Source organism: Sphingomonas sp. CFBP 13733, assembly GCF_014841795.1.
Taxonomy (GTDB): domain Bacteria; phylum Pseudomonadota; class Alphaproteobacteria; order Sphingomonadales; family Sphingomonadaceae; genus Sphingomonas; species Sphingomonas aerolata.
The window spans coordinates 103,142-124,479 of record NZ_JACYUP010000007.1; the positions used below are offsets into that span (position 1 = coordinate 103,142).

Sequence of the window (21,338 nt, forward strand, 5' to 3'; positions counted from 1 at the left end):
GAGTTCGTCTCACTAAGGCATGGCTATTGGGCGGCATGGCTTGCGCGTACAAGGCCTCTTGAGATCAAGAATCGGCGCCCCGTCTTGCAGGCTGGAAGCTGAACGAATGGCAGAAGTAGGGAAAGCGAAAACGGCTCATGAGTGTCCGCTTGTGGGTCGCTTTGTCCAAACCGTCAGTTTTGTCTAAAGTTGTTATTTATGCCGGTAATGCGATCCACAATCGTCCGAATGGCATCTTCCTCAAGCGGCTCGGTGTCGATTGAATTGTGGATGCCGATGCCCTCGACCAGCGCGTCCAGCGCCCTTGCCGTCAACGGATCAAAGAAGCGCTCGAGCGCCACGCGACTATTGCTCATCCATCGCTGCATCACCGCGGCGACGGGCGGATGGCGTGCGGCAAAGGCATAGAGTTCGTAGCTGAGCAGCAAGGTGCGCGGTGTCGCCCATATCGATCCCGCGATGATGGCGACGATGGCCGCCTTGGCGCTGTCCCGATCGCCTGCCATTGCCATCCGCTTCGCAAATTCCTCCGACGATTGCTCGGCCAGTTGCAGAAATGCCGCTGCGATAAGGTCGTCCAGTGTCGCGAAATAATAGGTGACGGACCCGAGCGGCACGGCTGCAGCCGCCGCGATGCGGCGATGCGTGGTGCCGGTCACGCCGTATTCGGCGACGACATCCAGCGTCGCTTCGACGATCCGCTGTCGGCGTTCAGGATCTTTCCGCTTCGTCCCGCCGCTCACGGCACCCCCTTTGCAAAGCGCATGTACATTTGTACAAATTGTTCGTCAGCGGGCGTCGCTCCGCTGTCGTAGCATATAGGGAGGACGGGGGGCATGCAGGAAGCAATAGTATCGCGGCGCACGATCATTGGTGGTGCAACGGCGCTCGCGGTGCCGTCGATCGCACGCGGCAGCGGGACCGTGGCACATACCGTGTTGGGGCGAAGCGATGGCGTCTGGTTGAATGCGCCCCGTCGCTGGAACGTGGATGCGAGGGGAGAAGTGACACTGGTCACCGATCGGGCCACCGATTTCTGGCGCGAGACGCATTATTGCTTCACACGGGATTCCGGTCATTTCCTTGGTTTCGCCACTCCTGCCGCGTTCACGGCGCAGCTGCGCATTCGGGGGGAGTATCGACAGCTTTATGATCAGGCAGGTATCATGATCCGGGTCGACGAGCGTCGCTGGATCAAGGCCGGAATCGAACTGTCCGATGGCCGCGCGATGTTGAGCAGCGTCCTGACCGATGATCGCTCGGACTGGGCGACCAGCCCTTACGCACACGATCCACGCGATTTCTGGATGCGTGCCACGGTCGCCAACGGTGTGTTGCGGTTGCAGGTGTCGGCGGATGGCATAACGTGGCCTCTTGTTCGATTGGCACCGTTTCCCGTGATGTCTTCATATCGCGTCGGCCCCATGGCCTGCACGCCCGAGCGCGAGGGGCTGGGCGTACGGTTTTCCGATCTGCGGATTACCCCGCCGCTCGCCAAAGACCTGCATGATCTGAGCTGAATGTGATGAGCGAGAAGACTAGGATGCTGGCGGGCGAGCTTTACACCGCCGACGATCCCGAACTGGCCGCCGACGCGGCGCGCACTGCGGCGTGGATGGCTCGGTACAACGGCATGGCTGACGCCTCAGCGGCCGCTCGCGATCGGTTGCTACGCGAGGCAATGGGGGACGTCGGAGAAAGGGTAACCGTCCGAGCGCCATTTTACTGCGACTACGGTTATAACATCCATCTCGGCGCAGGAGCGTTCCTCAACTTCGGCTGCGTCGTGCTCGACGTCGTGCGCGTCGATATCGGTGCCGGTACGCAGATCGGGCCGGGCGTGCAGATCCTGACCGCCGACCATCCCCGCGACCCCGCTCTGCGAGCGCGGCTGCTGGAGTTCGGACGGCGAATCTGGATCGGCGCGAACGTTTGGATCGGCGGTGGCGCATTGATCTTGCCCGGCGTGACGATTGGTGACGATGCGATTGTCGGCGCCGGCAGCGTGGTCACCCGTGATGTCGCAGTCGGAGAGACGGTGGTGGGTAACCCCGCACGAGCGGCACGACGATGATTGCGCAGGGTCCACTGGATGCCGTGGTGCCGATCCGGGACGGCAAGGCTCATTTCGAGGTTCTCGACGGGCTGCGCGGCACCGCAGCGCTGCTGGTGGTGGCGTTCCATATCCAGGGCATAACGGTGCTATTCAACGCGCCACAACTGCTACTGCCGCATGCGTATCTGGCTGTCGATTTCTTCTTCGCGCTGTCGGGCTTCGTCGTCGGCTATGCCTATGACGATCGTTGGGGAACGATGTCGACACGCCAGTTCCTAATCCGCCGGCTGATCCGGCTGCACCCCCTCGTCGTGCTGGGCGCGGTGCTGGGGCTGCTCAGCTATGTGGCGGACCCGTTCGCGGGCAATCGGCAGAATGCGCCGGGAATACTCATCGTGTTCGCGTTCGTCATGGCGTTGTTCGCTTTGCCATCCGCGCCGCTGGCCAACCGCTTGGGGGACAGCCATCCGCTGAATGCCCCCGCCTGGACGCTGTTACAGGAATATATCGGCAATCTGGCCTATGCGCTGGTGCTCCGGCGGCTCGGAACGCAAGCGCTGGCGATAACAGCGCTTATCGCTGGACTGGTGTCCGCGGCGATGGCGCTGTCGCTGGGGTCTTACGACACCGGTTGGGGGCTTGCCAATTTCTGGGGCGCGCCTGTGCGGCTTGCCTATCCGTTCATCACCGGTCTGCTGATCTTCCGCCTGCATGACCGGCTGCCGCGATGGCGCATCGGCTTCGTGCCGCTCAGCCTGATCCTCTGCGTCGTCTTCGCCGCCCCCGTGCTGCCCAGCTACGGTGGCCTCAAGTTGAACGGCCTGTATCAGGCATTCTGCGTCCTTCTGTTGTTTCCAGCGATCATCGTGTTGGGGCGGCATTCGGGCGGCGGTCGGATGGTGAGCCGCCTATGCCGTGCGGCAGGGCAGCTATCCTACCCGCTGTACATCACGCATTATCCCTTTGTGTACCTGTACATGAATTGGATCGCTGCCGGTGGCACGACGACATGGGCCACGGTGGCGGTTGCGGCGGCCCTCTATGGTTTCACGATAGCCTTCGCCTTTGCCGCTTACCGCTGGTGGGACCTGCCGCTTCGTCTGGCCTTGCAGCGGCGACGGGTCGAGCAAAGGGGCCGCTACTGACATGTCATCGTTGGCCAGAGCGGTTCCGGCGAATGACCTGATGCGGATATCCATGGTATCCCACCTGAATGAATGGCCGGAGTTGGGAACGAACCGGGGGGCTCTGAAAGTCCGGAAATGGGTCGTCGCGATTTTTGCTCATCAAGCATTCCCCCGATCAAGTTCGTCCCTGGATGTCATATCCGCCAACTCCCGCCATTCGCCGAACCGTGCGTAGAGCGTTGGTAGGACGAAGAGCGTCAGCAGCGTCGCCGAGATAAGCCCGCCGATGACGACGGTCGCGAGCGGCTTCTGCACTTCAGCCCCGGCCCCGTGGCCGAGCGCCATCGGCACGAAGCCGAGGCTGGCGACGAGCGCCGTCATGGCGACAGGGCGGAGGCGGGCGAGCGCGCCGTCGTGCGCGGCGCGGACCCTGTCGATGCCGCGCGCCATCAGGTCGTGGATCGACGACACCATGACCAGACCGTTGAGCACGGCGATCCCCGACAGCGCGATCAAGCCGACCGCGGCCGAGACCGAGAACGGCATGCCGCGCACCACGAGCGCGAGCACCCCGCCAATCAGCGCGAGCGGTACGCCGGTGAAGACGATCACCGCGTCGCGCACCGACCCGAGCGCGCCGTACAGCAGCAGCATGATGACCGCGAAGCAGACGGGCACGACAAGGAGCAGCCGATCGCGTGCGGAGGCGAGGTTCTCGAACTGCCCGCCCCATTCGACATAGATACCGGGCGGCATCCTGACCTCAGCGTCGATGGCCGCACGGGCGTCGGCTACGACGCTGGCGACGTCGCGGTCGCGGACGTTCGCCTGGACGACCACGCGTCGCTTGCCGTTCTCGCGGCTGATCTGGTTGGGCCCATCGACGACCGCGATGTCGGCAACCGTCGACAGCGGGACGAACCCGCCGCCCGACGTCGGCACCGGCACCTGCGCGACTTGCGTCAGGTCGGAGCGCGACGCTTCGGACAGGCGGATCACAACGGGGAAGCGACGGTCGCCCTCGAAGATCAGGCCAGCCTCACGCCCGCCGATCGCCGCCGCCACCGTATCCTGCACGTCGCCGGCGGTGACTCCGATCCGCGACATCGCCATGCGGTTCGGCCGGATGTCGAGCATCGGCAAGCCCTTCGTCTGCTCGACGCGAACGTCGACTGCGCCACGCGTCACGCGCAGGATCCCGGCGATGCGCTCAGCCGCGGCATTCATGCCACCAAAGTCGTCGCCGAACACCTTGACCGCGATGTCGCCGCGCACGCCGGCGATCAGTTCGTTGAAGCGCATCTGGATCGGTTGCGTGATCTCGTACGCATTCCCGGGCAGCGTCGAGAGACGCTTTTCGATCCGTTCGACCAGCTCTGCCTTGGCGAGGGCAGGGTCGGGCCACCGCGCCCTCGGCTTGAGGATGACGAACGTGTCGGTGGCGTTGGGCGGCATCGGATCGCTTGCGATCTCGGACGTGCCGGTGCGCGAAAAGGCGAAACGGACTTCGGGCTGGCGCGCGAGCATCTTCTCGACCTGGAACTGCATCGCCTGGCTCTGGTCGACCGAGGTGCCGGGAATGCGGACCGCCTGGACGAGGATGTTGCCCTCGTCGAGTTGCGGCAGGAACTCCTGGCCGAGCGTGGTGAAGGCGACCCCGGCAATCGCGAGCGCGCCGACCGCGATCCCGAGCGTCAAGCTTGGGCGGCGCATCGCCTTGCCCAGCCCGGGTTCGTAGCGGCGACGCAGCCAGCCGATAATGCGGCTCTCCTGCTCGTCGACCGGCCTGCTCAGTCCTATCGCGATCGCCGCGGGGACGAACGTCATCGACAGGATGAAGGCGAAGACGAGCGCAATAATGACGGTCAGCGCCATCGGTTCGAACATCTTGCCCTCAACGCCGGTGAAGGTCAGCAGAGGGGCGTAGACGAGGATGATAATGGCTTGGCCATAGACCGACGGTCGGATCATCTCGCGCGCTGATGCTGCGATCAGATCCAGGCGGTTGCGCAGCGACAGCGGTTCATCCCGGCCGTGCTGCGCCTCGCCAAGGCGACGAAGCGCGTTCTCGACGATGATGACGGCGCCGTCGACGATCAGCCCGAAGTCGAGCGCGCCCAGACTCATCAGGTTCGCCGACACCCCGGCCTGCAGCATGCCGATGCTGGTGAGCAGCATCGTGACCGGGATCACCAGCGCGGCGATCAGCGCGGCGCGGAAATTGCCGAGCAGCACGAAGAGCACGATGATGACCAGCACGGCTCCTTCGGCGAGGTTGCGCCCGACGGTCGCGATCGTCGAATTGACCAGCTCGGTGCGGTCGAGCACCGGCTTCACCACGACATCGACGGGCAGCACGCGGCCGATCTCGTCCAGCCGCTTGCTGACGCCGGTCGAGACGGTGCGGCTGTTCTCGCCGATCCGCATGACCGCGGTGCCGACGACGACCTCGTGGCCGTTTTCGGATGCCGATCCCATGCGCAGTGCCTGGCCGGTACGGACGGTGGCGATCTGGCTGAGAAGAATCGGCACGCTTTCGCGCGTCGCGACGACGGTGCGGGCGAGTTCATCGGCGTTGCGGACGCGACCGTCGGCGCGGACGGCGAGGCCTTCGCCGTTGCGGTCGACGATGCCGGCCCCGGCGCTCGTGTTGTTGCGCTCGAGCGCGGTGGCAAGGTCCTGCAGCGTGATCTTCATCGCTGCCATCCGCTGCATGTCCGGGACGACGAGATACTGTTTGGTATAGCCGCCGAGGCTGTCGACGCCGGCGAGACCCGCGCTGCTCTTCAGCTGCGGCGTGACGATCCAGTCCTGCACGGTGCGCAGATAGGTCGCCTTGTCGGGTTCGCTGACGAGATGGTCGCCCTCGGGCGTGATGTAGCTGCCGTCCTTCTGCAGGCCGGGCTCGCCGTTGCGGTGATTGACCTGGTCGAGTTCGCGGTACTCGACGGTCCACATGAAGATGTCGCCGAGCCCGGTGGCGATCGGCCCCATCTCGGGTGTCACGCCGTCGGGCAGGTCGGCCTTGGCGGTCCGCAGCCGTTCCGCCACCTGCGACCGTGCGAAATAGATGTCGGTCTTCTCGTCGAAGACGGCGGTCACCTGCGCAAACCCGTTGCGGCTGAGCGAGCGGCTGTATTCGAGCCCGGGGATGCCCGCGAGCGCGGTCTCGACCGTGAAGGCGACCTGCTTCTCGATCTGGTCGGGCGAGAGTGCAGGGGCACGCACGTTGATCTGCACCTGGTTGTTGGTGATGTCGGGGACGGCGTCGATCGGCAGCCGCTGGATCGCGAAGACCCCGGCAAGCGCCGCGGCGAGCGTCAGGAGGAGGACGAGCCAGCGCTTCTCGACGGCGAAGGTCACGATGCGGGCGAGCAATGACGAGGTGGGCATGGCCTAGTCCTCGTCCTTCGCGGCGCTTTTGCCGAGTTCGGCCTTAAGCGTGAACGCATTGGTGGAGGCGATGCGTTCCTCGCCCGTCAGGCCCGCAGTCACGGTGACGGCGCCGCCATTGGTGCGGCCGAGCGTCACCGGCGTCGCCTTGAACCCCGAGGCGGTGCGGACGAAGATGTGCGGCTTGTCGCCGATCATCTGCACCGCGGCGGAGGGCACCGCGACGCTGCGGTCGCCGCTGGCCGGAAGCAGGACCGAGACGCCGACATTCTCGCCGACGCGCCACGTCCCGGCGGCATTGTCGATCGTCGCGATCACGGGGACCAGCCGTGTGGTCTCGTCGAGGATCGGCGAGACGAGGGTGACGCGTCCGTCCTGACGACGGCCGGCGGATGTCACCTCGACGCGCGCGCCAGGCTTCACGCGTCCGGCATCGGCGGGGACGAGCGACATCGTCACCGATACCTTGGCGAGGTTGGCGACGCGGAACAGCTCGGAATCGGCCGCGATCTGCTGGCCGAGCGTGGCGGACCGGGCAATCACCTGACCGGCGATGGGCGAGCGTACCGCGATGCGGTTGAGCGCACCGCCGCCGCCGCCGGTGGCGGACAGCTGCTGCCGCGCGAGACGCAGCGCGATACCGGCCTCCGTCGCGGCGGTGCGGGCCGCGACGAGATCCTGTTCGGGCGATACGCGCTCGGCGAACAGGCGCTGTTCGCGCCGCAGGTTCGACCGGGCGAGCGCCGACCGCGCCACCGCGGCCTCGACCTCGGCGTTGAGCGATGCCGCCTCGCGGCTCTCGATGATCGCCAGCGTCTGGCCGCGCCCGATCGACTGGCCGAGATTGCGCGTGAGCGAGACCAGCCTGCCGCCGATCGTCGCGGCGACGACCTGCACACCCTGCGGATCGCCCTCGATCGTCGCTGGAAGTTCGATGGCGCCGGCCACGCCACCCACCGTCGGGCTGGTCACCTCGATGCCGGCATCGGCGATCTGCTGAACCGACAGAGTGGCGACCGCGGGATCGCCCGTGCGCCTGTCGTTTTCGGCACCCGCTCCGGCGCTGGCATTGCTGTCCTGCTCGGGCGAGCGTTCGCAGCCGGCGACGGCCAGAGCGATGGCGAAGGGCGCGATCGCCCGCATGATGGCGATGGTCATCGGTCGGTGTCCTTGGGCAGGGGCGCGGCGGCAGTGAGCCGCTCGAGACGGGCCTGAGCGTCGTGATAGGCGGCCAGCGCATCGATCGCTGCGGTTCGGGTTTCGACAAGCGTTCGTTCGGCGTCGAGCAGATCGAGCTGGCCGAACTTGCCTTCGCGGTAGCCGATGCGCGCGATCCGCGCGGCCTCCTGCGCAGCGGCGAGGGCAGGGCCGGCCGCGTTGCGCGCGGTCGTGGCGGCGTTCGCTGCATCGACCTGCGCTTCGGCGATGCCCTGTTCGGTGTCGAGCAGGGCTATGCGGCGCAGCGCCGCCGACTGGTCGCGCTGGGCATCCGCCACGGCGACGGCGGCACGGCCGCGGTTGAAGAGGGTGAGCGGGATCGAGACGCCGAAGACCGCCGCGACGTCGTTGGTCTGCTCGAGCCTGCGTGCGCTGGCGCTAAACGTGAGGTCCGGCACGCGCTGGCTCCGTGCGAGGCGGATCTGGGCCGTCGCGGCATCCAGATCGGCGCGCGCCGCGGCGGCGGTCAGCGTGCGCGCGGCGTCGGGAGCAGGCGACGGGCGGATCGGATCGACGCGCTGGAACCAGGCCTCGTCGAGCGGTCCGACACCCATGCGAAGAAGCCGGGCGAGGTTCGCCACGGCAATTGCGGCGGAACGCTCCGCGCGCTCGACCGCGCCATCGGCGGCGACGCGCGCGACCTCGGCGCGCTGTTCCTCGAGCGGCGACGCCCGACCGGCCTGCACCCGCACGCTGGCGACGCGCAGGACCTCTGCGGCGATGCCGCGCTGATCGCGGGCGATTCCGAGGCGGCGCTGCGTGGCGATGGCGACGACATATGCCTGCGTGACGCGCAGCCTCAGGTCGGCGCGCGCGATATCGGCCTGTAGACCGGCGCGGCCGATCAGCGCATCGGCGACCCCGATCCTGGCGCTGCGCTTGCCCCCGCGTTCGAGCGGCAGCGCGAGGCCGACGGTCGTCTCGTACGAGCGCAACCCCTGATAGATGCCGGTTCCGGCGACGTTCTCGGTCTCGGCGATGACCGACGGGTTCGGACGGAGCGCGGCGACGCGACGCTGTGCCTCGGCGGCGCGGACGCCGGCGGACGCTGCATCCTCGAAAGGCGAGGAGGCGCCTGCGCGGGCGAGCGCCGCCGCGAGCGTGAGGACCGGTTCCGCGGAGGCGGGCGGACTGGTCTGGGCCTGCAGCGACGATGCGCAGGCCCCTGCGGCCATGACGGCCGCGATGATGCGATGCATTTGGATGCTCCTGACGACGGGGACGCGGGCGCGCACGGCGCACCCGATCGACGCGTCAGGCCTGGGGTGGTCTCAAGGCGGCGTCGGCATCGCGGCCGACGAGTGCGGCGTCGGAAACGGACGCCAGCGTGGAACCGGCCGGGCCAGCCATGCCGGCCAGCGTGTCGGCATCCGGCGCGCTCATGTGATGCGCGTGGCAGCTGCCATGATGATGCGGATACCCTTTGTCGGCGTCGCCAGCGACCTGATCGCCGTCGCCATAGACGTGCGACGCGGCTTCATACTGGCTCGTCTCGATGCAGCCGCCAACCTCAGCCGCATGCGCCACCCCGATCCATGCGGTCAGGACAAGCATTAGACAGGCAAGGAGGGGCAAAAGCCTACGCATCGATCCGCGGGTAGCAGATAACGGCGTTGCTGTAACTGGGTACGGGGGCTCGACACAATCACTCCGGGTTTGAGAATGAACGAGTGACCGGAGTTGGGGAGCAGAGAGGAGCCTCTCAGCGTCCGACTATGGGTCTGGCCGGAAGCTGTAGGGCAGGGTGCCGTCGCCCATTCTCGGCCGTTTAGCTCGTCGGCTCGCCAGCCCGAAAGCAGCCATTCGTTCAGGGTGATCTTTTCCATCCCGGTCATTCTTGATGGAAAAATCAAAAGTTGTGCATCGTCCCTCTGATATGATCGTCAACGATATGTCGACTCCAGTTGGTCAATGAACGATTGACCCATCGTCAACAAATAATTGTCGGAGAAGATCGTGCAAATCAGTGAGCAGCAGGCCGTTAGGGAGCAAACCGCCGCTATCGTATTGGACTGGGCAGCGGGCCGTCAGCCTCCTTTTACCGGTGAAACCGCAGAGGGGTTTGCGGAAGCTATTACGGTAGCGCACCTGGTTGCAGATGAGGGAAGGATCAGCCTTCATCGCTGGATCGACGCAGCACGGCGAACCGGGTTGAGCTGGACAGATATCGGAAACGCCCTTGGCATCTCCAAACAGGCGGCACAGCAGCGGTTCAAGTCTGCCGAAATGGGGGACGAACTGGCGAGCGAAGAAGGTGAGGAAATTGTCCGTCTTGGGGCTACCGCGTTCAACGAGATGAGCATCCTGCGCGAGGAAGGCGGGAAGGGGAATGAACTGGTCCGTACTGGCGCTCTCACACTGGTATTTCGGCCAACTACCCACCTGTGGGAATATCGACGTAAAATTGGCACAGCGTCGATAACGGCGGAGATGAAAAAGGCAGGATGGATATACGTGTCTAGCTGGGTGCCATTTCACTACTTCAAGCGATCAGTACCCGCTGAGTGATCTCGATAGGCCGCTTCTCCGATGATCGCTTCGAGAAGCGGCCGAGTTTGTGTTTGTGATGCAAAATTCACGGATTTCGCTTCAGCCTAAGCACGGCAGGAAACCGGGGGCTGCGGCGATGCAAAAGACTAATGCATCTAAGATACCCGTTCAGTAGGCGGTTTCCTGCGGTGTGGCGCCCCAAAGCGGAAGGTCCGCTTTCCTTCCCCTTCACAACATCCACAACGGACTATTCTGGGCAAGCGCAGTCAGCGCGGGGGTGAACGAATGTCTGAAGTTAGGAAGCGGGAAAGGGTGCGCGAATGTCCGGATCTGGGTCTTACGGCCTCCTGCTGTGGGGCAGGGCTACTCAATCATAGACGCTGGAGTTACAAACTGGGGCGTCGCAGAAATGGTCTCACATTCGGGCTGATCTTCCACGCTCAGCCATTGCCGACCGCAAGGCCAAACTCACGCGAATGAAGCTCCGTCGTCGACGACACAGGGCTTCAGCAACATCGTACGACGGACGCGATCAGGCTCGGCTAAAGTACGCGAGGGTTTACCTATTAGGTAGCCCTGGATTGCCGAGCATCCTTCCCTTGCGACAATCGACAGCTGTGCGAGCTGTTCGACACCCTCGGCCAGTACCGGGATGTTCAACGTCAGGCCTAGCCCCGCAACCGAGCGTAGGATTGCTACTGCTTGATCGTCACGTTCGATCTCAGCCACGAAAGACGCGTCCAGCTTGATGCGGTCGAAGGGGAAAGACCGAAGAACGTCAAGGGATGAATACCCTACGCCAAAGTCGTCTAGGGCAATGGCGATGCCCATGGCCTTGAGAGCGTTGAGTTGGCTCAGCGCGAACCGGCGGTCGTGGATGATGGCGCTTTCGGTCAGCTCAAGCGACAGCCGCTCGGGCGGCAGGCCGCTGTCCTCCAGTGCCGACCGGACCGTGTCCACAAGTCGCGGATCGGCAAGGTGTATCGGCGAAAGATTGACGGCGACGGGATGCCTGTTGGGCCACAGGGCGGCCTCAAAGCATGCCTGGCGTAAAATCCAGATGCTGAGCGGGACGATGTCCCCACTCTTTTCCGCCAGCGGGATAAACTCTGATGGCGGAACCATCCCCCTGGTCGGGTGCCTCCACCGGACCAATGCCTCGTAACCCGAGATTTCCCCCGAAGGGAGCGCCGCCTGGACCTGATAGTGAAGCTCGAATGCCTCTGTATCGAGCGCAATCCTGAGGTCAGCGATCAATTCGCGACGCTCTCGGATCGCGTCATCCATCTGACTATCGTAGAAGCAGGGTTCGCCGGAATGCGCGGATTTGGCGCGGTACATGGCAAGGTCCGCCTTGGCGAGAAGCACGTCGGCGTCGAACCCGTCATGCGCGGCGAGCGCGACGCCGATGTTGGCTAAAATCGCTGCAGTAAACCGGTCGAAAACGAAGGGTGCGTCGCATGCAGCGCGTAACCGACCCAGAAAGTCATGCAGGTCGCCTGCACCTTGGTATGAAATGACCGCCGCAAACTCATCGCCGCCAAGGCGTGCGACACATTCGCCCGGCTGCAGGAACGCGGTGAGGCGCGCGGCAAGCGCAACAAGCAACTGGTCGCCCGCCTGATGGCCGTAGGTATCATTCACGACCTTGAAGCGCGATAGGTCCATCATGACCACGGCCATGCAGGAATAACCGCCCTTGATCAGAAAACGCTGCTCAAGCTCCTCGATAAAACTGATGCGGTTCGGCAGATCGGTCAGACCATCGTGCATCGCCATCCGGCGCAGCCGGGTATAGGATTCGGTCTGGGTGTGACCGTCGATCAGGGCGCTGATCGCTGCGCAGCCGACGATTATACAAGTCGCTACCGCTGTGGTAATGGCGAGCGCGACCATCGTCAGATCCGACAGTCCTTCACCAAGTTGCAACACGGTGACCTGCATGGCGGCCATGCCAGTAAAATGCAGAGCTGCAACCGCGAGCGCGAGCAGCCCTATCGCCTTGGAGTTACGCAGTCGGCTGTGACCCTTTAGAGTATGAAATGCGCTAGCGCTTAGTCCACATGAGAGCACGACTGACGCAAGGACATAGCGCCAGTCCCATGTAACGATACCGTCCACACGGTACGCCGCCATGCCGACATAGTGCATCACGGCGATGCCAGTACCGATGATGCCTCCACCAGCCGCGCCGCTCCAGGAACGACGTTGCACAGCGAGAGCCAAGCCGGGCACCGCGAGGAAGGTCACTGCGAGAAGCGAAAACAGGGTGAGGATGGGATCCAGAACCACTGGCGCAGTCGCTCGAAAGGCCATCATAGCGACGAAATGCGTTGCCCATACCATGGTCCCTGCGCTGACCGCAGTGAGCACGACCCACCCGAAGCGGCTGTAGCCCGCGGCCGCCCTCACGCGATGGAAGAGCTGAACGGTAGCGGCGGAGCCGATCAGGCAGATCAGCAAGGCCAGTCCGACCAGGCGCAGATCATGCTCCTGCGTTATGCAGAGCGCTACCCGCATCATGCTGCAGCACCCCGCGTGAGCAAGTCCAATCGCGCCTCAAGCGCCGTCGACGCCTGCCGGGCCAGTCCGATCAGATAGGCTTTCTGGTCTGCCGATGCGGGCGATCGACGCTTGGTGTCGAGGATACATAACGCCCCTACATCAATTCCGCTTACTCGGCGAAGAGGCGCTCCGATATAGTAGCGGATGTAAGGTTCACCGGCGACAACTGGCAGGTTAGCGAACCGCGGGTCGGCTTGAGGGTCGGCGGTCTCAAGTATTTCGGGCCGATCGAGTGCAAAGCTGCAAAACCCACTGTCGCGCGGAATGCAATTAATGACGAGGCCGTGCCCTGCCTTAAACCACTGTTGATCGTCATGGATCAGGGACAGGAGCGCGATCGGCGCATCGAATGCGTTGGCTGCAGCAGCGACGAAACGATCAAATATGGGTTCGGGAGCGGAACCCAGAATGCTTAAGCCGCGAACGGCGTGAGAGCGCATTCGCTCTCTAAATAGGCTCTTCAGCATTCGTCTCTCTTCATCGCGCGCGGCGGCGATCACCATCACCGTCGAACGATTAAAGAACCGTTTCGAATGAGTTGGTACCCCGCAAAGAGTGCTGAATAAACGCTCGCTTACCGCCAGTATCACCAAGGGAGTGGAATGACGGCTTTCTTCTTCATCACGACATTCGCGAGCCGATAGCCGGGCTTCAAAAATTGGTCATTCGCAAAGATGAACCAGCGTCCGAAGTTAGGAAGCGAGGGAAGGGGCGCGAACGTCCGGTTCTGGGTCTCACTGCGGGAGGGGGCTAGGTGAGTAGCTGCCAAAAGGCCAGACCGCCTCGTCGATGCTCTCGGGAAAGGTGATGGGCCGGTGGCGTGCTGCCGACCACCACCTGCTCGACCAACTGCAGATACGGCTGGCCGATCGATCATCAGGCAACACATCGTCAGTCTGCTGTGAGGCTGACTCACGGTAAGCAGCACGGCAAGCACCGAGGTAGCTTAGGGGCAGCGTAGCGTCGGGGCCGACCGAAATGAACGGCCTTTCCGCTCATTAATTGCGAGCCGACTTGCCGCCGACCGCGCGTCGTGCTCGACTCTCAAGGACAGCGCGGAGACGCCGAGGGGAACTGCCGAAATGACCGACATCACATTGCATTCGCCGAACCTAGATAAGCTCGAAATCGGCAATCTCAGCGCCAAGTTTAGCGCGCGCGGCGACCGGATCCTGCGCTACTATATCGACATTCGGCACAAGACGATGAACCTGCACCGCGAGCTTGGTGCGCCGGAGCTGTTCATTCTTCAGAGCAAAGTTGACGCCCTGTTAGCCGACTGGGATGAAAAGCTGGTCGCGTTCGAGACGAAAAGGCTTTTCCAGACCAGCAAGGGCGCGGCCGACGACATGACCGCCGATGCCATCCGCGACCAGGAACGCATAAGCCGCATCCTCGCTCACACGCTGACCATCGATGACGCCATTGACTGGGAGACGCTGAAGGACCGCAGCGAATACCCGATGCCGTCCCGCTTCCCGGAACCGCAGCCTACCACAGTACCCCGCCCGGAACCCGCCTACGAGGCGTTGCACGTCGGCCTGCTTGATCGGTTGCTCGGCAAGCGCCGCCATCTCGAGGAGCAGGCCAAGGCGCGCAACGCCCGCGCCGGCGAGGAGTGGCGGCGGTCGGAAACGGAGCGCGAGGCGCTGCACGCGGTCGCGATGACGAACTGGGAAGCGCGGGAGGCCGCTTTCTGGGCCGAGCACCACGGCGCCAAGGCCGAGCACCTGTCCGCGCAGGCCGCTTGCCACTCCAAGGTCGACGCGCTGCGCGATGCGGTCGCCGACCGCGATCCCGATGCTGTCATCGAACACGCATCGCTGGTGTTGGAGAACTCGGACTACGGTATCCTATTCGAGAAGTCCTACGAGGTTCAATATCGGCCGGACGACCGCCTGCTGCTGCTGGCCTACAACCTTCCCGCCCCAGACCGGCTGCCGCAGACGAAGTCGGTTAAATTCGTAAAGGCCACCGGCGAGCTGGTCGAGACGAAGATCGCCGAGCGCGACCGCAAGGCCAACTTCGACAGCGCCTGTCACCAGATATGCCTCAGAACCATCCACGAGCTGTTCGAGGCCGACGTCGACGGCAATGTCGATGCGGTTCTTTTCAACGGCATGGTCGAGTTTGCGGATCCGGCCACCGGGCTCCAGCGGCGATCATGCATCCTGTCGGTCCTCGCCAAGCGCGACGACTTCTGCCGCATCGACCTCGCTCGCGTCGATCCCAAGGCGTGCTTCAAGGCGCTCAAGGGGGTCTCTGCCGCCAGCCTCTCCGCGCTCGCGCCCGTCCCACCTGTCATTGAGATGGACCGCGAGGACCGCCGGTTCATCGAAGCCCGCGAGGTCGGCTCCACCCTCAACCAGGGGACCAATCTCGCCTCCATATCGTGGGATGACTTCGAGCACCTCGTCCGCGAGCTGTTCGAGAAGGAGTTTCTGAGCCGCGGCGGCGAGGTGAAGGTCACCCAGTCCTCCAGCGACGGCGGCGTCGACGCCATCGCCTTCGACCCCGACCCGATCAGCGGCGGCAAGATCGTCATCCAGGCCAAGCGCTACACCCGCACGGTTGGCGTCGCCGCGGTCCGCGACCTCTACGGCACGGTGATGAACGAGGGCGCGTCGCGCGGCATCTTGGTCACCACCTCCGATTATGGCCCCGACGCCTACCGCTTTGCCAGCGACAAGCCGCTGGCACTGCTTAACGGCGCTAACCTGCTGCACCTGCTTGAGAAGCACGGCTATGAGGCCAGCATCGACGTTGCCGGCGCACGCGCCGCGCGGTTTCAATGAGGTAGCCGGCCGATGGGCGCGGCGAAGGACGACCGATCACACCAGCACCATGCTTGAACACCTCAACGGCGGTCCTTCACAAACCAGCTGTGAAGCAACGTGGGTCCTGCTTCAGCCGATGAACGAACGGCAGTAGCTGGGAGACGAAGAATGCGGCTTGAGTGTCGTCTTTTGGGTCCTTTCGGAAGATGAAGTTTTTCAACAGACGTGCGTCATGCGTTCCTAGGAGTCAGCATCGACCGCGCACCTGAACCCGATATGGACCGATGCGGTGTCGACCATTTGCGCCTGCCGCGCTGCCGGCCGATATCGCGCACAGTAATTCGGCGCGCACAGGAACGAGCCGCCTTTCAGAACGCGGCTTGGAATACGGATGTGCGGCTGTTCGGGGTCGTAGCTATCGTCCGGCGCCAGGCAGCACGAGGAGGCGGGACGCGTGTGGCAATCCGTTCGATACCAGTCGCTGGTCCATTCCCAGACGTTGCCGATCATGTCGACCAGACCATAGCCGTTGCACGGGAAGCTGCCGACGCGGGTGGTGCGATGTCCCTTGGGACGGCGATCGCCGTGCGGGAACTCGCCCATCCAGATATTGGCCATGCGCTTGCCGCCTGGCATCATCTCATTGCCCCAGGCGTACGTGGCTTTCTCGATACCGCCGCGTGCCGCGCATTCCCATTCCGCCTCGGTCGGCAGCCGTTTGCCAGCCCAGGCGGCATACGCGGCCGCATCCTCATGGGTGACGCAGGTGACGGGATGATCAAGGCGGCCGGCAAATACCGTGGTCGCTGCCTCGGGCCGGCGCCACTGTGCATCCGGTACATAGACCCACCAGTCACCTACGTTCCGAGCGGATGCCCCACCGCGGGGAGCACGGAATACCAGCGCCCCGGGCACGAGCCGATCTGCGCCGACGCCGGGATAGTCCGCCGGATCGAGCGGACGCTCGGCAACCGTTACATAGCCGGTGGCGGCAACGAACCGCGCGAATTGTCGGTTGGTCACCGGATGCCGGTCGATGCGGAACGCGTCGACTTCCACCGGGCGCACCGGACCTTCTTCCGGGTAGTGATCCTCCGCGCCCATCCAGAACACGCCCGACGGCACGGTCATCATCGGATCCGGGTCGGCAATGTCGGTCATCGCGTTTCGCCTTCAAGGTTGCTCGCGCGTCAGAACTTGCCACGCAAGCCGATTGCGTAGCGGCGATCGGCAATCCGTTCCTGCCCGATCGGCCCATCGATGAATATCGCCCGCTCGCGATTGGGCTGATTGGTGAGGTTGACGCCCGAGAAGGTGATTGCGAATTGCGGGTTGATGTCGACCGATACAGTTGCGTTCAACTGGCTGCGTTCGTCCTGGTACAGGGGCAGGTTGTTGGTCAGATCGACCGCCTCGACGCGCAGGAACGGGTCGCGAAAGGTGTAGCGGACGCGCGCATTGATGCCGTATTTCTCGTAGAACAGCGTCAGGTTGTAATTGTTTTTCGAAAGGTCGCGCAGCGGCAGTTCGAACTGCTGGGCGACCCCGCCTGTCGCGAACCCCGGCACGGTGAACGTCGTCTCGCGCTTGCCGTCCTGATAGGTGTAGTTGGCGATGATTCCCAGGCCGTCGAGTCCTTCGGGCAGATAGGTGAAGCTGTGCTGGAAATTGACCTCCAGCCCCTTGAGCGTCGCGCCGCCCGCATTTACCGGCTGGTTGATGCCGACGCATTCGCCGACCGCACCGGATTGGTCGATCGACACCGGGTTGAAAATCCCCGTTGCGCAGTTGTTCGGATCGAACGGCCCGCGCGCCGGATTGATCAGCGTGGGTACGACCGCGACCGTCGTCACCAGGTTCTGGTACTTCTTGTAGAAGCCGCCGACCGACAACAGGCTGTTCCGATCGAAGTACCACTCGACCGCGGCGTCATATTGATCGACCGTCTGCGGTCGCAGATTGGGGTTGCCGGCGCTGACATAGACGTCGAGCAGCGGGAACTGCACGGTCGGCGACAACTGGCCGAAGTCCGGCCGCCGCAGCGAGCGGCCATAGGACGCCCGCACCAGCACCGACTGAACCGGCTCGGCGGTCAGGATCGCGTTGGGGAGCCAGTAGGTATAATTCTGCCGAACATCGAGGTCGCCTGCGACGCCGTTCGCCAGCGTGACGCCCGATGCCGTCTGGCTGGTGCGTACGACGCGCACGCCGGCGTTGCCGCGCAGGCCGATGGAGCCGATCTGCGTGTCGAGATTCACGCGCAGATAGCCCGCGTAGCTCTCTTCCTTCACGCGGAAACGCGCGCTCAGATCCTCGGGCGGCACGGCCGCCAGCCCCAGCGCCTGGCGGACGTCGCCGGGGTTCCGGGTCAGCAGGCCCGACGGCACGACGAAGCCACCCAGATACTGGTCGCCGGTAAAGTCGAAGAAGTCGGTCGGGGCTGTCGCATACAAGTCCGGCCGGCTGGCGGCGGTGATGCCGGGGAACTGGCGCGACGCCTGGGTCGTGCGACGGCGGCGGGAATCGGTCTGGTTGAACCGCGCGCCGGCCTGGATCGATCGGATCGGGCCGAGATCGGCCTTCCATTCCAGGTCCAGACGCTGGGCATTCTCGACGTTGCGAAAATAGCTGGCGTTGTCGCGACCGATGAACGTCTGGTAATAGGCGGGGTTGCCGATGTTCGCGAACAACGGGCTCGACGTATCCGGAGCGAAGAACAGGGCTTTGCCGGTGATATCGAACAGGAAGGGCGGGCTGATCCGGCCGTTGGCGTTGCCGAAATTGGCGCTCGCCGGATTGTTGTACTGGCTGACCAGCTGGAAATTGGCGTCGGTCGTGTCGGATCCGGCGCCGCTTGCCTCCGCCCTGATCGTCAGGGCGCCGAATTCCCATTCGGCGCCGCCGGCGGCAAGATAGGACCGGGTGTCGCGCAACGGGCTGTTGTTCTGTGGCCGAAACTGGGTGCCGCCGATCTTGCCGCTGACCAGCTGGTCATAGCTGAAGCCGCTCGCGTCGCGGCTTTCGATCACGCGGTCGCCGGGGAATGCCAGCTCGGCGACATCGGCGGTCTGCTGGATGAACACGCCGGCCTCGTTGCCGACGATTCGCTGGTCGACATAGGTACCGTCGAGGAACAGCTTCAAGTTGCTGGCCGCCTGCCATTCGACTGAGCCGCTGGCCGATGCGTTGCGGCGATCCCGGGTCGAGAAGAATTGCTGTGCATAATTGGGCCGCAGATAGGGGTCGGCGGTGCCATCCCCGTCGAGGTCGACGCCGGTGCGCGCGGCATAGCGTACGTTGAGCACATCCTCGCGAACCGACTGTTCGCCATATGCCCCTGAGACGACGACCCCGATGTCACCGATGCCGGTTTCGAACGTACGCCCAAACACAGCGGACACGCGCGGATTGAACGCGTCGGCATTCTCCGCATATTCCATGTCCGCGCGGATCGAGGCGATCGGCTTGCGCAAGCCAAGCCCGCGATAGGTGCGCAGGTCGACGATGCCGCCGACCGACCCTTCGATCTGATCGGCGGTCGCGACCTTGGTCACGCTGACCGAGGCGATCAGTTCGGCGGGCAGGTCGTCGAAGCTGATGCCGCCGCGCGCATCGCCCGACGGGGTTGTCGCGCGCCCGTTGATCAAAACGAGGTTCTGGTTCGACCCGCGGATCGACACGTTGCTGCCGACACCCTGCGAACGGTCGATCTGCACGCCGCTGACATTCTCCAGCACTTCGGCCAGGTTCTGGTCGGGAAGCTTGCCGACGTCCTGCGCATTGATGACGTCGACGATCGTGTCCGACGCGCGCTTTTCGTTGATGGCGCTGGCCAGGCTGGCCCGGATACCGGTGACGACGATTTCGGCTTCGGCGGCCGGCTGCTGCTGCGCGGCGACTGTTGCCTCCTGTGCGAACGCCGGACCGGCGATCAGCGCCGATACCGCCGCGCCTGTCCCCATTGCAGCCCGCAAACGGCGTTTCAGTGTCGAACCACTCATGATGACATCCCCCTTATCCACCGGCTGTTCGCCGTATGCTGGGGAGGCCCATACCGTGGTCGAACCGCTATGACAATATTGTCATTGCGTTCGCCGGCCGCCTTCTGTCTTGGTTGCGTCGGTTAGATCGGCTTCTTTACCGTTGCGCAGCCAGCGCTGGGGAAACTGGGCTGCGGTGGATCCATCGCGACGGCGGAAGGTAGATCCTTCGCCAAGGCGTTCGGTAAAGTTCACGTGATGACCGCCGCCGCGTGCATTCAGTTGCCCGAACAAGTCGCGGCGCATCGCCGTTACGACTGGCTGCAGATCCTTTGACGCGATCAGGTTCCGGGTTTCCTGCGGATCGGCCTGAATGTCGTAAAGCTCCTCGGTGTCCCAGACGCCGTGATACTGGATCAGCTTGTACCGGTCCCCGCGCAGCGCGAAGGTGGTGGGGGTCTGCGGATAGTTATATTCCCAGTAATATTCGTAAAGCAGCGAACTTCGCCACGGGCGGGCAGGGGCTTGCCCTTCAAGCTGCGGTACGAAGCTCACGCCGGAGAATTGCGCGGGGCGCGCGACGCCGGCCAGATCGAGGATCGTCGGCGCGATGTCCAGATTGGCGACCATGTCCGTCACCGTCTTGCCGCGCTGGATCACACCCGGGCCGTAGGCGATCAGCGGAACGCGCATCGATTCCTCATACGCGTTGCGCTTGTCGATCAGCCCATGTTCGCCGAACATGAACCCATTGTCGCCCATGAACATGACGACGGTATTGTCGAGCAGCCCGTTCTTGCGGAGATGGTCGAGCAATCGGCCGGTGGATTCATCAACAGCGGCCAGCGTCTGATGATATCGGCGTTTGTATTCCTTGAGATCGAGTGTTGAATGATAGGGAAATTCGACGCCATGCCAGCTGTTGCGCTGGTTATGCACCCAACGGGGCTTGCCGTCGCTGTCTGGTGACTTTGTCTCGTCATACGTTGCCGGCAAGGCGATCGGAGTATTCCTGTACAACTCTTTGTGCCGCGTCGCCGGTTGGAAATCGGCATGCAGCGCCTTGTGCGAAAGGTACAGGAAGAACGGTTTCTTTGCGTCGCGCTGCTTAAGCCAGTCGAGCGCGTAATTAGTCAATTCGTCGGTGATATAGCCCTTTTGCGGTACGTGCCGCCCATCGACGTTCAACTGTGCGGTGCTGCCATCAGCCAGTCTTGGCCAATAGACACCCTGACCTTCGAAACTCACCCAGCGATCGAAGCCGGGGCGCGGGTCGTCGTTCAGTGCGCCCATATGCCATTTGCCGAAGAACGCGGTTTGATACCCCGCTTTCTGCAGATATTGCGGGAAGTAGATCTGGCCGCTCTCGTCGCCGGCATTGTTGTCGACGATGCCGTGGTCGTGCATGTACTCGCCGGTCAGGATGGTCGCCCGACTGGGCGAACATAGCGATGACGTGACGAAGGCGTTCTTCAGATGGACGCCGTCCCGTGCCATTCGGTCGAGCACCGGGGTGCGGATCTCGCGGTTCACGAACCCGAGTTCGTCGTAACGCTGATCATCCGTCAGGATAAAAATTATGTTCGGATGGCGCGCCGCCGGTGCTTCTTTCGCGGCGCGTACCACCGCCGGTCCTGATGGGCGAGCATGGGCCGGCACGTGGATCATCGCCAGCACTAAAATACTTGCGCTGCGCACCGTGCGCCAAGTGCATGTACCGGTTTTCATACGC

The 21,338-nt window shown here is 63.8% G+C and carries 15 protein-coding genes; 5 read left to right on the forward strand and 10 right to left on the reverse strand.

All coding sequences use genetic code 11. The features are described 5' to 3' along the window. Window positions 1-173 precede the first annotated feature (173 nt). The gene (locus IFT71_RS18400) at window positions 174-743 is read right to left on the reverse strand and encodes a TetR/AcrR family transcriptional regulator (protein ID WP_192071687.1); all 570 of its coding nucleotides are present in this window, start codon (window positions 741-743) and stop codon (window positions 174-176) included. 93 nt (window positions 744-836) lie between these two features. Here IFT71_RS18400 and IFT71_RS18405 point away from each other — a divergent pair, with 93 nt between their 5' ends. From IFT71_RS18405 to IFT71_RS18415, 3 genes are read left to right on the forward strand one after another with little or no spacing between them, the layout of a single operon-like run. Then, on the forward strand, window positions 837-1,520 hold the full coding sequence (locus tag IFT71_RS18405) for a DUF1349 domain-containing protein (RefSeq protein WP_192142750.1): 684 nt from the start codon (window positions 837-839) through the stop codon (window positions 1,518-1,520). Window positions 1,521-1,525: 5 nt separating this feature from the next. Further along, window positions 1,526-2,074 carry a sugar O-acetyltransferase gene (locus tag IFT71_RS18410; protein WP_192071689.1) on the forward strand — a complete coding sequence of 183 codons (549 nt, stop codon included), beginning with the start codon at window positions 1,526-1,528 and terminating at the stop codon, window positions 2,072-2,074. 26 nt (window positions 2,075-2,100) lie between these two features. Beyond that, the gene (locus tag IFT71_RS18415; RefSeq protein ID WP_168427641.1) at window positions 2,101-3,201 is read left to right on the forward strand and encodes an acyltransferase family protein; all 1,101 of its coding nucleotides are present in this window, start codon (window positions 2,101-2,103) and stop codon (window positions 3,199-3,201) included. A 141-nt stretch (window positions 3,202-3,342) separates the two neighbouring features. Here IFT71_RS18415 and IFT71_RS18420 read toward each other — a convergent pair whose 3' ends face one another. Genes IFT71_RS18420 through IFT71_RS18435 form a run of 4 tightly spaced genes read right to left on the reverse strand, consistent with a single transcriptional unit; the run spans window position 3,343 to window position 9,348 of the window. Then, entirely contained in the window at window positions 3,343-6,561 is a 3,219-nt protein-coding gene (locus tag IFT71_RS18420; protein WP_192142792.1) for an efflux RND transporter permease subunit, read from the reverse strand. Between the two features lie 18 nt (window positions 6,562-6,579). Beyond that, complete coding sequence (locus IFT71_RS18425; RefSeq protein WP_192071691.1) at window positions 6,580-7,734, reverse strand: efflux RND transporter periplasmic adaptor subunit; 1,155 nt, start codon at window positions 7,732-7,734, stop codon at window positions 6,580-6,582. Then, window positions 7,731-8,993 carry a TolC family protein gene (locus IFT71_RS18430; protein ID WP_192142752.1) on the reverse strand — a complete coding sequence of 421 codons (1,263 nt, stop codon included), beginning with the start codon at window positions 8,991-8,993 and terminating at the stop codon, window positions 7,731-7,733. Before IFT71_RS18430 ends, IFT71_RS18425 begins: the two co-directional genes overlap by 4 nt. Before the next feature lie 55 nt (window positions 8,994-9,048). Next, on the reverse strand, window positions 9,049-9,348 hold the full coding sequence (locus tag IFT71_RS18435; RefSeq protein ID WP_192071693.1) for a hypothetical protein: 300 nt from the start codon (window positions 9,346-9,348) through the stop codon (window positions 9,049-9,051). A gap of 402 nt (window positions 9,349-9,750) precedes the next feature. Between IFT71_RS18435 and IFT71_RS18440 the strand changes: the two genes are divergently transcribed. Further along, complete coding sequence (locus IFT71_RS18440) at window positions 9,751-10,302, forward strand: hypothetical protein (RefSeq protein ID WP_192142754.1); 552 nt, start codon at window positions 9,751-9,753, stop codon at window positions 10,300-10,302. A 450-nt stretch (window positions 10,303-10,752) separates the two neighbouring features. Here IFT71_RS18440 and IFT71_RS18445 read toward each other — a convergent pair whose 3' ends face one another. Both IFT71_RS18445 and IFT71_RS18450 read right to left on the reverse strand, forming a co-directional pair. Then, on the reverse strand, window positions 10,753-12,807 hold the full coding sequence (locus IFT71_RS18445; RefSeq protein ID WP_192142756.1) for a putative bifunctional diguanylate cyclase/phosphodiesterase: 2,055 nt from the start codon (window positions 12,805-12,807) through the stop codon (window positions 10,753-10,755). After that, a complete protein-coding gene (locus IFT71_RS18450) occupies window positions 12,804-13,352 on the reverse strand; it encodes a GAF domain-containing protein (protein WP_244655038.1) in 549 nt (182 codons plus the stop codon). Before IFT71_RS18450 ends, IFT71_RS18445 begins: the two co-directional genes overlap by 4 nt. 579 nt (window positions 13,353-13,931) lie before the next feature. On the opposite strand from IFT71_RS18450, the gene IFT71_RS18455 reads away from it, so the two are divergent. Then, window positions 13,932-15,644, forward strand: coding sequence for a restriction endonuclease (locus IFT71_RS18455; protein ID WP_192142758.1), 1,713 nt, complete (start codon window positions 13,932-13,934; stop codon window positions 15,642-15,644). 222 nt (window positions 15,645-15,866) lie between these two features. On the opposite strand, the gene IFT71_RS18460 is transcribed toward IFT71_RS18455, so the two are convergent. From IFT71_RS18460 to IFT71_RS18470, 3 genes are all read right to left on the reverse strand, one after another. After that, the gene (locus IFT71_RS18460) at window positions 15,867-16,787 is read right to left on the reverse strand and encodes a formylglycine-generating enzyme family protein (RefSeq protein WP_244655039.1); all 921 of its coding nucleotides are present in this window, start codon (window positions 16,785-16,787) and stop codon (window positions 15,867-15,869) included. Between the two features lie 29 nt (window positions 16,788-16,816). Then, on the reverse strand, window positions 16,817-19,627 hold the full coding sequence (locus IFT71_RS18465) for a TonB-dependent receptor (protein ID WP_192142760.1): 2,811 nt from the start codon (window positions 19,625-19,627) through the stop codon (window positions 16,817-16,819). 81 nt (window positions 19,628-19,708) lie between these two features. Continuing rightward, the gene (locus tag IFT71_RS18470) at window positions 19,709-21,334 is read right to left on the reverse strand and encodes a sulfatase family protein (RefSeq protein ID WP_197976225.1); all 1,626 of its coding nucleotides are present in this window, start codon (window positions 21,332-21,334) and stop codon (window positions 19,709-19,711) included. Window positions 21,335-21,338: the final 4 nt, after the last annotated feature.

Bases quoted from the DNA above. Each gene is read 5' to 3' on its own strand.
- IFT71_RS18405 (WP_192142750.1), top strand. From the start codon at position 837: ATGCAGGAAGCAATAGTATCGCGGCGCACGATCATTGGTGGTGCAACG.
- IFT71_RS18410 (WP_192071689.1), top strand. From the start codon at position 1,526: ATGAGCGAGAAGACTAGGATGCTGGCGGGCGAGCTTTACACCGCCGAC.
- IFT71_RS18425 (WP_192071691.1), bottom strand. From the start codon at position 7,734: ATGACCATCGCCATCATGCGGGCGATCGCGCCCTTCGCCATCGCTCTG.
- IFT71_RS18430 (WP_192142752.1), bottom strand. From the start codon at position 8,993: ATGCATCGCATCATCGCGGCCGTCATGGCCGCAGGGGCCTGCGCATCG.
- IFT71_RS18435 (WP_192071693.1), bottom strand. From the start codon at position 9,348: ATGCTTGTCCTGACCGCATGGATCGGGGTGGCGCATGCGGCTGAGGTT.
- IFT71_RS18445 (WP_192142756.1), bottom strand. From the start codon at position 12,807: ATGATGCGGGTAGCGCTCTGCATAACGCAGGAGCATGATCTGCGCCTG.
- IFT71_RS18450 (WP_244655038.1), bottom strand. From the start codon at position 13,352: ATGGTGATCGCCGCCGCGCGCGATGAAGAGAGACGAATGCTGAAGAGC.
- IFT71_RS18455 (WP_192142758.1), top strand. From the start codon at position 13,932: ATGACCGACATCACATTGCATTCGCCGAACCTAGATAAGCTCGAAATC.
- IFT71_RS18460 (WP_244655039.1), bottom strand. From the start codon at position 16,787: ATGACCGACATTGCCGACCCGGATCCGATGATGACCGTGCCGTCGGGC.
- IFT71_RS18465 (WP_192142760.1), bottom strand. From the start codon at position 19,627: ATGAGTGGTTCGACACTGAAACGCCGTTTGCGGGCTGCAATGGGGACA.
- IFT71_RS18470 (WP_197976225.1), bottom strand. From the start codon at position 21,334: ATGAAAACCGGTACATGCACTTGGCGCACGGTGCGCAGCGCAAGTATT.